At 48.8% G+C, this 12,176-nt stretch carries 9 protein-coding genes; 3 read left to right on the plus strand and 6 right to left on the minus strand.

Translation table 11 applies throughout. From position 1 onward, the window contains the following. Position 1: 1 nt before the first annotated feature. From ACWAU0_RS06990 to ACWAU0_RS07000, 3 genes are all read right to left on the minus strand, one after another. Positions 2-1,999, minus strand: coding sequence for a TnsB C-terminal domain-containing protein (locus ACWAU0_RS06990; protein ID WP_458138758.1), 1,998 nt, complete (start codon positions 1,997-1,999; stop codon positions 2-4). Further along, complete coding sequence (locus ACWAU0_RS06995) at positions 1,962-2,720, minus strand: TnsA endonuclease N-terminal domain-containing protein (protein ID WP_458138759.1); 759 nt, start codon at positions 2,718-2,720, stop codon at positions 1,962-1,964. The genes ACWAU0_RS06990 and ACWAU0_RS06995 overlap by 38 nt, the downstream gene beginning before the upstream one ends. Before the next feature lie 226 nt (positions 2,721-2,946). Further along, positions 2,947-3,234: a hypothetical protein gene (locus tag ACWAU0_RS07000; protein ID WP_458138760.1), complete on the minus strand. Its 288-nt coding sequence runs from the start codon at positions 3,232-3,234 to the stop codon at positions 2,947-2,949. 163 nt (positions 3,235-3,397) lie between these two features. Between ACWAU0_RS07000 and ACWAU0_RS07005 the strand changes: the two genes are divergently transcribed. Continuing rightward, positions 3,398-4,279, plus strand: coding sequence for a hypothetical protein (locus ACWAU0_RS07005; protein ID WP_458138761.1), 882 nt, complete (start codon positions 3,398-3,400; stop codon positions 4,277-4,279). A gap of 47 nt (positions 4,280-4,326) precedes the next feature. Here the strand turns inward: ACWAU0_RS07005 and ACWAU0_RS07010 are convergent, their stop codons facing one another. Beyond that, a complete protein-coding gene (locus ACWAU0_RS07010; RefSeq protein WP_458138762.1) occupies positions 4,327-5,052 on the minus strand; it encodes a hypothetical protein in 726 nt (241 codons plus the stop codon). Positions 5,053-5,563: 511 nt separating this feature from the next. Between ACWAU0_RS07010 and ACWAU0_RS07015 the strand changes: the two genes are divergently transcribed. Further along, positions 5,564-5,803 (plus strand): helix-turn-helix domain-containing protein, encoded by a 240-nt coding sequence (locus ACWAU0_RS07015; RefSeq protein WP_458138763.1) that lies wholly within the window; start codon positions 5,564-5,566, stop codon positions 5,801-5,803. A gap of 233 nt (positions 5,804-6,036) precedes the next feature. On the opposite strand, the gene ACWAU0_RS07020 is transcribed toward ACWAU0_RS07015, so the two are convergent. Further along, on the minus strand, positions 6,037-6,843 hold the full coding sequence (locus ACWAU0_RS07020; protein WP_458138764.1) for an NYN domain-containing protein: 807 nt from the start codon (positions 6,841-6,843) through the stop codon (positions 6,037-6,039). Between the two features lie 329 nt (positions 6,844-7,172). Between ACWAU0_RS07020 and ACWAU0_RS07025 the strand changes: the two genes are divergently transcribed. Continuing rightward, positions 7,173-9,311: an SEC-C metal-binding domain-containing protein gene (locus ACWAU0_RS07025; protein ID WP_458138765.1), complete on the plus strand. Its 2,139-nt coding sequence runs from the start codon at positions 7,173-7,175 to the stop codon at positions 9,309-9,311. Positions 9,312-9,704: 393 nt separating this feature from the next. On the opposite strand, the gene gyrB is transcribed toward ACWAU0_RS07025, so the two are convergent. Continuing rightward, a complete protein-coding gene (gene gyrB / locus ACWAU0_RS07030) occupies positions 9,705-12,110 on the minus strand; it encodes a DNA topoisomerase (ATP-hydrolyzing) subunit B (RefSeq protein WP_033157627.1) in 2,406 nt (801 codons plus the stop codon). Positions 12,111-12,176 lie beyond the last annotated feature (66 nt).

Genomic DNA, 12,176 nt, shown 5'->3' on the forward strand with positions numbered 1-12,176 from the left:
GTCAGCGCTTCATTTGAAAGGAGGAGATGATTTCCATCGCCGTCTGTTCTTGACTCTGTTCGACTACTTCAGACGTTTTGTTTTTTTGCGGCTTGGATAACTTTTTAACGTCAGGTTTAGTATCGGTATTTAGATCGGACCCGCTGGGTTTACTACTGCTGATGCCGCGCAACGCCGCACTACGACGTCTAGCCGAGTGTTTGCGGTTAGTCATTAACGTTTCAACGGCTTGTGCTAGTTCATATCGAGCCCGCTCGAGAGCAACTTTATCGATAATTTCCGCACCTTGCTCCCGAAGATATTGACGAATGAAGTCGTTCTGTTTTTCGGTGAGTCCATGGGCAAACGCGTAGTCGACGGCCTTCACCGTCACCGGCTCGACATCATTGGGACCCCAGACCTGGATTTCACCCAAGTCTTCCGGGTCGTAGACCAACCGAACTTTCACCCCCTCACCAAATCCACGAAGTATGTGACCGAGCTCATCGCCACTGTAGCGGATGCCATGCAGGAAAATGCCGTCGCGGCGCAACGAGCGCTCTGCGACTAGGCCAATTCGGCGCTGCAACGTACGCAAATCATCGGGCAGTATAGGTTCGTGATGCGCAATGCTTTCTTGCCAGCGAGCCCATGGGGTAGTTTTACCGAGTCCTCGATGTTCATCCTGGGCATAAACATCAATCACCCACTTTTCGAAGATTTGCTTAAATTCGGCAAAGGTTAACAACGCCGCTTTTTCTGGATCGTAATCGCCGCGCAGATAAAATTTAGCGAAACTGGTGCCAGGCAACTGATGAGCAAAGAAGTAGTTGATCGTTTTTAGATAGCGCTCTACCACGCCTTTGAAACGGGGCGCATGCTTGGGACAGTATTGAATGCGAATGCCTAAATCGTAAGCAACGCTTTCCAGATCATCGCTATGGAACTCCAAGCCGTTATCGACCACCACTAATTCATGAAGACCGTAACAATTCCACGTATTAACGGTTTTTAGGTTTGCTATGACCGCAGTTGCTAACTTCTTGGGCAGAATGGCATGCCGTAAGGCCCCCATCACCGCCGCAGTCGAAGGGCTATCGAAACTCAAATAGTAGCCAAGCAACATCCGGCTATAGTGGTCGATAATCACGGTCAACGTTGGCCTGCCCAGAGGTAGCCAAGTTCTTTCGTCAACTAGGAATAGATCGAGCGGTGTATGATCAACTTCAACCCGCTCCAGGATACGAGAAGTTTTTACACCAGCTTTGCCGATCCTAAAACGCCTATCGGCAGCCGCCTTACCTTCCTTTAAGGCCACGAGTTCATAAGCCTCGGCACGCTCAACCAATCGGTACAAGGTGCGTAAGGATGGCGGTTTGATAGGCTCACCCCCGAGAGTGCGTTGATTCTCAAGGTCGATTTTGCCAAGCAAGCGCGTATACACGTTACGACAGGTGGCCTGCGGCGAGACCTTAAAAGCTTCCTCCAAAGATTCTGCGACCAACTGGAGAATACGATCATTTTGCCGCAACTCTTTGGGACCACGAAGATCAGTTCTCGGAATGATCGCTCGCGGATCGTTAACTGATTTAAATCGGCGATACCAACGATATACGGTAGTCACACCCGGCGGTTTTAAATCGCCGATTTCCGTAGCGGCCTGCCCAATCAACGGCTTCAAATACTCCGGTGTAAAAATCGGATCACCATGATCGAGAATACTTTCAAGATAATATTTACGCCGCTTCACGGCGTTTCTAACGCCTTCAGAGAGTTCATCGAGCGGTCGTGAAAATGAAGGTACTAACGAGGTAGTAGTAGCAGAAGCAACATCAACTGTCTTCGCGGAAATTTTGCCTGCCCCGTACTCAGTGAGCAGTTGCTCACGACTGATCACCGAAAAATGGCCATCATTCGTGCTTTCCAGCAGTAAATCACCATTCGGTTGGATACGATCAATCCGATATGCAGTACCGTCCCAGTTAAAAACCCTGTTCTTGTGCAATGCAAAACCAGCCATTGTCTGCCCCCATATTCAATTCAATTAAGGTTTCTTGAGAAATTGGCTGATCCAAGGCACAGCGCAGATGTCCCGCTAGCAATAGGCTAAAAGGGTCAATGTCACATACATCGATAAATTGGCTAAAAGGATCGACACAAAATGTCCTGAGCAAAGTCGTTGCCTTTTCAATCGATACGGGAAAACAATGACGAATCTTATCGATGGCAACTGTCATTGCATCCGGCGAAGGTGGAATCCGTCGAGCTCGATGATAGACCCAGCGCAGATTGGATAAGCGAGGTTCCTGACGAATGACTTGATCAGTCAAAATGACGAAGGTTTTTTCCGAGCGACGCATATGCTCTGCAACACAATCAAGTTTATGCTTCACCTTAGCGTGCTGGAGGCTGCTGACCGGCTTGACCTCGATGAGGACAATTTCGCCGGTTGCCAACACTACCTCGAAATCCGGGGTATATCGGCGCAATTTGGCACCGTCCGGATAATGAAGGGTTATTGGTTGCTCACGGTATCGGACAATATTGGGAGATGCCTCAAACAGATAAATGGCTGCGAGTTCAACTAATCCCTCATGGTGGACCATCCGACCGTTCTTGCGGCTGGGAAATTTACCCCGAACAATGCCACCTGATGGGGTGATGAAATTTCGAGCTCGACGGTGGTCATCACCTGCTGGCTTTACACCACGCCAACGCCCTTGCCAAAGGTTTGAGGACATAAGTCATCTCCGTTAATCTAATTTCAGTGCGCACAAATCCTGCGCCCTGAATAATGCGTTTAAAAATGGTGCGCATAAACAGGCCGCAGGCTTGACACCCACGATTTTTAGATTAACAATGAGGTCGTCTTGAGGATCAAAATCTCGACGGTTTCATAAAAAGCTTAGGGTTGCAGCCCTAGGCTTTTTGTCTTTCTAAGCCTGTGTTTTAGTCAGAACAAATTGCTTAGGTCATATCGTTCTCTCCTTCTAGTAAATGTGGTTTAGGGTTTGACATACGCTGCTTTGCCAGCCAGCGTGCAACATCGACCGTTAACGCAAAGTGACCACTACGGCCTTCAATTTCAAATTCCGGTACCGAAATTCTTTTTCGTAACCGAGCTTGCCGATAAGCGCCTGAACTTGAGTACCCGAGTACCTTCCATAAATCTCGAGCGGCAATTAATGGTCCATATAATTGATTTAGATCGCCCCGAATTTCTTGAATGAGTTGTTCAGTGACGTCTGGTTGCATAGAGCAGTCTTGAGTAACGGTAATGTCATTAGGATCTAGCCTAACTTAGGCTAACTGGCTGCGTCAAAGGAACGATTTTTTACACAAAATATTAAATATTTAATAAATATCAATTAGTTAAACAATACTCCTCATTTTAGCGGCAGCTGAGGCTAAAATTCACATGGTCACTTATCAAAAAAAGAGACAGAACGTTCCAAGACACCTTGACTCAATTAAAATCCTTCGCGTGCGTTATTGGTACGAAGGCGTCCGAATTCGGTTGGGCTATACTCAGGCTAAACAAATAGAAAACCATTTCCGAGCAAAGCTCGACCCAAATTTTCTGGAAAAAGACCCTTCGGGCAAATGGAGTCGCTACAAACTGGGTAAAAATACTCCACTCACAGGATCAATCAAAAACGTGGATAGGGAAGCTGATGGATCAGCAAAGGAAATAAACCATATCCTATGGGACGTTATCTCGCTGCATGAAACTGATGTAGTACCAATTGACACATGGTTAAATCAGCTTAAGGAAACTGAAGTCGGCGATATCGTTTTCCAACCGAAGTTAAGACACCCGGGTCAATGGGAGCCGTTACATAAGCTCTCAACGCCACACTTCCGAAAACTTGTGGAAATAGGAAATTTCGATAGTCTTGCTGCATTAGTGCTGTATTGGCAAAAAGCGAAGATTAACGGCAAGGGAGATCAAGAGCCTCTTGCTTACACCATATTTGAGATCTTATTGATCATCGGTTGTGAACTGGATCGAAGGAAGCTTTTAAACGAGTTTTTTGAATTATTCCGAGTGAATATTTTTGAAAACATGGATTGGGGCAATGAATCGTTTACGATGACTCTGGAACAATACAGGAACAATGTTCATTTACTCTCTGAAATAGTAAGCCAAATAAATGGCCGCGATTATGCCCACTCGTTAGATGACCACAAGCTGAAAGTTAATATCCTGACCCAAACTCGTTGGCTTAACATTAAACTAGCGCTCGGACTCACCGGAAACTGGTATCAAAGACTCGTAGCACAGCAGCAATCAACCTGACGGATTAGACAAATGATGAGGCTCAATCAATTGGGTCGCAAAAAAATTTACATGTTTGGCCTGGCAATTTGATCCAAAGCCAAATTGAATCCATCATCCCCAGATTTCAGAAAATCTTCGTACAGCACAAAGCTAATCATACTTCGCGGAAGTTCGTGGTTTCGGTTAAATGGAGTCACCACCCAGTTTTCAGCTCGTGCCCGATCTAGCCAACGTTGGCATGCTCCGATCATGTAATTGGCGGCATGCTGCGGAGCACAAGAAGTCCTGACCAAGAAGTCAGCCGCTGCCTTGGCTCCGGCATAGATAATTCGATAACATTGAGCCACCGAATGATCTTGCAATAGATTATTCAACATCACCGAGGTACTGCGTTGGGCCGAGGCCGGCAAGCCACGTTGTTTGGCGCAATAGTCGTAAAACTCCTTACATTCGGCAAAGGCTAGAGCGCGCACTAAATCTGGCAACTGATCAGACCAATGCCTAGGCCACTTACCCTGGGCAGCACATTGTTCAATGGCTTGAATCAGATTGGTACGAGCACCGCATGAGATACTCCAGAAAATCGGAAAGGGCGTTTCAATTCGCGGCTCATTTTCGAACACACTGAGTAATTTCGCCTGACTTAATTTCTGGACAAGCGTATGACCATAGTGACCTTTGGGCGCAAATGGCAAAGCTGCCATATCCCAGGCTGCCGGCGCGACCATGTCATCAACATCGGCAACCCCACGACAACGCGTTAGAGCTAGTAAAGCGACGGCCTGTTCCAATGTTAGCGTGGCGGGTGTAATACCCAGATTTTGGTTCTGTCCAATTGAGGCATTTTTAGTATCAAGAACTTTTCTCGAAACCTTGCCAGAGACTGATCCCCGACGATTGCGGCAATGGTTACATTTACATCGAGAAGTATCCTCGTGTCTGCATTGGGAGCAACGCGTAGCGTTTTCAAAATACGCGCTCTTAGATACTCTTGGCGACATCATGACTGCACCGCAGCAAGGACATACCAAAGACGAATGGATTATCGGTGGGAATAATTTGAATAGGTGATGCACGTTGCAATCGATTTTAAATTCACTCAGTAAATCGACAATCGTTTCTCCCGCGTAATACCTTGTCATCAGATTATCTATCTGACTGTCTGAAAGATGAGCCAATTTAGGGTGGATAGACGGATTCGGCATTGGGGAGCAAAGACAAAACGCCAAATATAAGCCTGCAAGGCAGAATTGTCACTTATAGAGCGTGGCCTCATAGGATACTGGTAAGTAGCATCATGAAATGCCTACCGATTCAAAGCCAACACCCGATCCGCTCGTTTTGTTTGGACAACGTCTTGTCCAATTGAGGAAAGAGCGCGGCTGGTCTCAAGAGCAACTCGCACTTGAATGCGGTATGGCACGAAGTTATTTGGGCGGGGTAGAGCGAGGGAAACGAAATATTGCCTTGCTGAATATTTGCAAGTTGGCGGATGCGTTATCGGTCTCCCCGGCAGAGATGCTGAAATTTCAAATTGGATAAATACGACCTAAGGGCCAACTTCAATTAGATCGGAAAATACTCAGTAATGCTGCCGAATATATCTACCTGTCACACAGTTTAACTACGAATGCTTGATTGCAAGATATGGCCCCGCTGACCTCTTTAGCGCGGCAAAGTGGACTAGCAGGTTCTAACCGTCTGCCATCCAGGTCGTAACGACCGATTGAATAACGAAACATGCCCAACACCTTCACCTTACAACCCCGTAAAAATCACTTGGCACGAATGTACAAGGGCTTATGGTTCGAACCTTCGATTTGCCGTTCTTCAACTACAAATAAATCGGTTTTAGCTTTTACAAGATCAGAGAGTTTTTTATATCCGAAAAGCCTTGAATCAAAGTCGGGCTGTAACTTAGTCAGATAACTTCCAAACGTACCCAGATTAGCCCACCCGGAATCATCCAACGATTGATCAAGGGCCGACATAAGGAACTTAGTAGGGAATTCGACAGTTGGGGCGGGAGCCGGGGTTAAAGCTTGGTCGGTCGCCGCCTTTGGCTCGTTTTCGGTTCGTGCGGCTTCCACCACGGGCGCAGTTTCCACCGTTGGTCGTAGCAGTTCGGTCAACACAAATTTATGACAAGCATTACGGAACGCTTCGGGCGTTTTGCTTTCGCCAAATCCAAAAACCGTAATCCCCTCTTCCCGCAACCGCATGGCCAAGCCTGTAAAGTCGCTGTCACTGGTCACTAAGCAAAACCCATCGAATTTTCGCGTATAGAGCAAATCCATTGCATCAATAATCATTGTACTATCCGTGGCATTTTTACCGGTCGTGTACGCAAATTGCTGGACTGGTTTAATGGCGTTCTTCTGTAATACCTTTTTCCAGGATGAACTGGACTGAGAGGTAAAATCGCCGTATATCCGCTTAACAGTGGCCTCGCCAAACCTTGCAATCTCGGCGAGAAGGTTTTCGATAATTGCCGCCTGCGCATTATCGGCATCAATCAAAACAGCCAATCTAAGCGTCGGCTCTTCTTGCTCAATTTTGGCTACTAATCGAGGTGAAATCATTGCAACTCCTAATTGCAGGGACTTAAGCCATAGGCTAATGGGAAAAGTTTTCGCCGATCAATTATTGGCTTAAGCTAACGCTATTTCGATAAATGAGCTTAAGTGCATATTCTAGTCCAAACCAGCCACGGGTTCCGATGCAAAGCCGGCGACGGATTCCTATTACAAACCCACCACTTTCGCCGACGGATTTTTACAGGAATGACCATAACAGACTTTGGTAAATGTCTACTTTCGGGTCCCTGTCCATGGTTTCTACACAGTAAAAGTTTATCTGTCGGCGAACAGATTAAGGTACAACAGCTCAACAGACTCAAAGGAAATTCACAATGCGTTCTGAGCAAGGGATCTTAAACGAGTTGGCAAGCCTGTGCGCGTCGCCGGGCTACGCTCATGCCATTGCCTACTTGTGCTCGCGGGACAACATGATTCGCTATTCGGGGGAGATGAAGGCCGAGGACATGCAGCATCTCTTTTCTAAGAGTCGGCTGATCCGCACCGAGACATCGACTCTCATCGGACTCATGCTCAAGAGCCCGATTGACTTCACGCTTCCGGCACCCCCTGTCCTTGAAAAGTACATTGAATCCACGGAAGTCTTGCTGGAAGAGATCCATCGCACGATGTCGGCCTCGTTCTGGCAGGACATCGATCCCGCTAAAATCGCTGAGGGAAGTTTCAACCCTTTCATGTGCGGCGCTGCAATGCGCGAGCCTATCTTCTATGGTGGTGAGTCCGCGTACAGCTTTCAATACCGCGACTTTTCCCCTGCGAAGTACGCGAACGATGACCCGTGGCTCATCGCCAATAAGGGCTTTTCGATCCACGATGCGCGCAACGTCGTCTTTGCCATTTCGCGATTGCAGGATGAAAAGTCGATCAACGGCATGCGCGGCACGCCCCAAGAGACTTGGACCTTCTTGCCCGGCTTTACGTTCTCGATTCAAGAAGTCGCCGACTACGGGCACATTGACCCGGCAATCGTAGATAGGGTCCTGTCCGCATTTGCAGTCCCGCCAGGCGCGTACAACGAGCAGTTCAAGGCGCTGCATGATTTCAACATCGCCAACGCCAGTCCGCTCATCCGCATGCCGGATGGCACCTACCTGCTCTTCCACATCTACAGCCTCGTGGAAGCGCTGTATGAAGCGCCGTTCTACTGGATGGGCGCTGACAAGGCCTATGCCAGCACGGCCATGCACAACCGCGGCGTCTTCACCGAGCAGTTCGCCGTTGAGCGCCTGCGGCAGGTCTTCGGCACAGAGAATGTTCTTGCCAACATCGACATCTACGAGTCAAAGGACACCAAGCTTGCTGAAATCGATGTGCTGGTGCTGTTTGGCAATCGCGCCCTGGTGCTGCAGGCGAAATCTAAGCGCCTGACGCTAGAGGCCCGGCGCGGTAATGACCTGCAGATCAAGGACGACTTCAAAAAGAGCATTCAGGATTCCAGCGATCAAGCCTATCGTTGCGCAAAACTTATCGAGGAAGGCAAGTGCTCTTTCAAAGATGCCGCTGGCAACGCAGTAACACTGCCAACAAGCTTCAAGCGGATCTACGTGATCTGCCTGATCTCAGACCACTATCCGGCGTTGAGCTTTCAGTCCAGGCAATTCTTGAAATTCGCAGCGACTGACACGATTTCTGCTCCCTTCGTCTTGGACGTTTTTGCGCTCGACGCGATGACCGAAATGCTCAGTTCCCCCCTACATTTCTTGAGTTATGTAGATCGCCGGACAGGGTACACGGACAAAGTAATGGCGTCACATGAGTTGACGATCTTATCCTACCACTTAAAAATGAACCTTTGGTTGGACGACGAGCATGACATGGTCATGCTGGATGACGATATCTCTGCTGATCTGGATCTAGCGATGCTGGTACGACGCGAAGGTATCCCTGGTAAGGACACTCCAGAAGGCATCCTGACGCGGTTCAGCGCAACGGCGCTGGGGCGCATGGTTGAGGCAATAGAAGTCCGGCCTGACCCCGCAACAATTGACCTTGGTTTCACGCTGCTGATGCTCGGTGAAGACACCGTGCTTAAGGTCAGTGCTGGTCTCGACCTGCTTGCTAAACAGAGCGTCGCTGATGGCAAGAACCATGATCTCACCGTGTGTCTGGGTAGTGGGGGCACCGGCCTCACGATTCACTGCAACGACGACCCAATAGAGATTGCCGGCCCTGCGCTCCAAAGGCATTGCTACGCGCGGAAATACACCGAGCATGCGCAAACCTGGTTCGGGGTCTGCGTGCACCCGATGGATCAGGCGCTGCGCTTTGGGATAAATCTTGAATTCCCGTGGGAGCAGAACGACACCATGGACACGCTCACGAGAAATATGGGCAAGCCAGGAAATTTGAACTCTCTACTGAGAGAGGCAGCCAAGGCGCGAGCCAAGGTAGGCCGCAATACCATATGTCCGTGTGGTAGCGGAAAGAAATATAAGAAGTGCTGTTTGCGATAGTTCCAACTTACGCTAGAGACTACTTGCCTTAGGGCTGCGATGTAACTTCAGATTGTGAGTGATGTTGGACAGCCAGTTTTGAATGTCAGCTTTCGCTCAGTGTATTTACGAAACACTATTTACGCTTTGGATCGTTTGCGCCAGTTCTCCGCCCGCATAGGCCGACATTCACTAGTTTGTGAAACCAGTAGACGATTAGTTTCTTATTCTGACCGTCAATATCATTTGTTCCGACTCAATAAAAAACCAGACTCCCATTAGGTCATCTGGTTTTAAAGGGGTTACTGAAAATTTAGCAGTAGCGGAAATTGCCGGATTTTTTCATTTTTTGTGTCAATAGTTTTTCACTAATTTGGCACACTTTTCACTTTTTGTGGCACCCGACAGTATTAGTCAAACATCCAAATTCGCCACATCCAGCGCATTCTTCACAATAAAATCCCGACGCGGTTCCACCACATCGCCCATTAGGGTGGTGAAGATTTCGTCGGCGGCAACTACGTCGTTGATGGTGACTTGCAGCATGCGGCGGCCGTTGGCGTCGAGAGTGGTTTCCCAAAGCTGTTCCGGGTTCATTTCGCCCAAACCTTTGTAGCGCTGGATATGCTGGCCTTTTTTGACTTCTTTCATCATCCATTCGAATGCTTGCTTGAAGTTATCCACTTGCTGTTCGCGTTCGCCCATGCGCATGACAGAGGTTTCGCCGAACATGCTGAGGGTTTTTTCTACATAGCGGGCGATTTTTTGATAATCGTTGCCGGCGAAGAACGGCGCGTGCAAGACAAAGCTTTTGGTAATGCCGTGCAGACGCTTACTGACTTCCACATCGAAGTCGTCGCTGCCGCGATATTTTAACTCGGTGCTGAATATGGCTTTATGACCACCCTCGTTCAGATTTTTTTGCAGCAAATCCAACCAGGCTTGCAGCTTTTGCTGATCGGCTTTGATTTCGTCGCTTAACACCTGCATGTAGGTCATTTGCTCCAGATACAGGTCGTCGTAGCGTCTGGACAGGCGATTGATGATGCTCATCACGTCGGCAAATTCAGTCGCCAATTTTTCCAGACCTTGGCCTTGGATGACCGGGGTGTCGGCATCGGTTTGTAGTTGCGCTTTGTCCAAAGCCAATTGGATCAAGTATTGATTTAAGGCGTTGTCGTCTTTGACGTAATGCTCTTGTTTGCCTTTTTTGACTTTGTATAAGGGCGGTTGGGCGATGTAGATGTGGCCGCGCTCGACCAACTCCGGCAATTGCCGATAGAAAAACGTCAGTAACAGGGTGCGAATGTGCGAGCCGTCGACGTCCGCGTCGGTCATGATGATGATGCGGTGGTAGCGGAGTTTATCGATGTTGTATTCGTCTTTACCAATTCCGCAGCCCAAGGCGGTGATCAGGGTGCCGACTTCTTCCGATGAAATCATACGGTCGAAGCGGGCGCGTTCCACGTTAAGGATTTTACCTTTCAACGGCAGGATGGCTTGGGTGCGGCGATCACGGCCCTGTTTTGCGGAGCCGCCCGCCGAGTCCCCTTCCACGATGAACAGTTCGGACAAGGCCGGGTCTTTTTCCTGGCAATCGGCGAGTTTGCCGGGTAAACCGGCAATATCCAGGGTGGTTTTGCGGCGGGTCATTTCCCGAGCTTTTCTAGCCGCTTCACGTGCTCTGGCTGCATCGATAATTTTGGCGGCGATGGCTTTGGCGACTTGCGGTTGTTCCAGCAGGAACTCTTGCAGTTTTTCGTTCATGGTCGATTCGACCAAGGGTTTGACTTCCGATGACACTAATTTGTCTTTGGTCTGCGAGGAGAACTTGGGATCGGGGACTTTTACCGACAACACAGCGGTTAGACCTTCGCGGGCATCGTCACCGGTGGTGGCGACCTTTTCTTTTTTAGCCAGGCCGTTAGTTTCGATGTATTGGTTGATGGTGCGAGTCAAGGCGCCTCTAAAACCGGCCAAATGCGTACCGCCGTCGCGTTGTGGGATGTTGTTGGTATAGCAGAACACGTTCTCTTGGTAGGAGTCGTTCCATTGCATCGCCACTTCCACCGTTACGCCTTCTTTTTCGGCGATAAAGTGAAAGACTTTTTCAAACAACGGGGTTTTGTTTTTGTTCAGATGCTGCACAAAGGCGCTGATACCGCCCTCGAATTCGAATACATCTTCCTTGCCGGATCTTTCGTCGCGCAAGGAGATGCGCACACCGGAATTTAAAAACGACAGTTCCCGCAAACGTTTGGCAAGGATGTCGTAATGAAATTCGATATTGGTGAAGATAGTTGGGCTGGGCTTGAAGTTGATGTAGGTACCGCTACCTTCACAATCACCTATCACCGCTAAAGGCGCTACGGGTTCGCCGAGCACGTATTTTTGCATGTGTAGCTTACCGTTCTTACGAATCTTTAGGGTCAACTCTTCAGACAAGGCGTTTACTACCGAGACACCTACGCCGTGTAAACCGCCGGAGACTTTGTAGGCGTTATCGTCGAATTTACCGCCAGCATGCAGGATGGTCATGATGACTTCGGCGGCGGAACGGCCTTCTTCCTTGTGTATATCCACCGGAATACCGCGACCATCGTCGTAGACAGATACTGAACCGTTTTCATGGATCACGACATCGACGCCTTTGCAATAACCAGCCAATGCTTCGTCGATGGAGTTATCGACCACTTCGAACACCATGTGATGCAAGCCGGAACCGTCATCGGTGTCGCCAATGTACATGCCTGGACGTTTTCTGACCGCATCCAAGCCTTTAAGTACTGTGATATTCGAACTGTCGTAATTTTCACTCATGGGTATATCCATTGTGTTGTGTTTTACCGCAACGATGCCCGGCCTTCATGTCACTCATGAATCGGT

This window comes from Methylomonas sp. Uni0009, from assembly GCF_054188105.3.

What these genes read in the sequence shown, in the direction of transcription:
- ACWAU0_RS07000 (WP_458138760.1), bottom strand. Translation starts at nt 3,234, where the DNA reads ATGCAACCAGACGTCACTGAACAACTCATTCAAGAAATTCGGGGCGAT.
- ACWAU0_RS07015 (WP_458138763.1), top strand. Translation starts at nt 5,564, where the DNA reads ATGCCTACCGATTCAAAGCCAACACCCGATCCGCTCGTTTTGTTTGGA.
- ACWAU0_RS07020 (WP_458138764.1), bottom strand. Translation starts at nt 6,843, where the DNA reads ATGATTTCACCTCGATTAGTAGCCAAAATTGAGCAAGAAGAGCCGACG.
- gyrB (WP_033157627.1), bottom strand. Translation starts at nt 12,110, where the DNA reads ATGAGTGAAAATTACGACAGTTCGAATATCACAGTACTTAAAGGCTTG.
- ACWAU0_RS06990 (WP_458138758.1), bottom strand. Translation starts at nt 1,999, where the DNA reads ATGGCTGGTTTTGCATTGCACAAGAACAGGGTTTTTAACTGGGACGGT.
- ACWAU0_RS07025 (WP_458138765.1), top strand. Translation starts at nt 7,173, where the DNA reads ATGCGTTCTGAGCAAGGGATCTTAAACGAGTTGGCAAGCCTGTGCGCG.
- ACWAU0_RS06995 (WP_458138759.1), bottom strand. Translation starts at nt 2,720, where the DNA reads ATGTCCTCAAACCTTTGGCAAGGGCGTTGGCGTGGTGTAAAGCCAGCA.
- ACWAU0_RS07005 (WP_458138761.1), top strand. Translation starts at nt 3,398, where the DNA reads ATGGTCACTTATCAAAAAAAGAGACAGAACGTTCCAAGACACCTTGAC.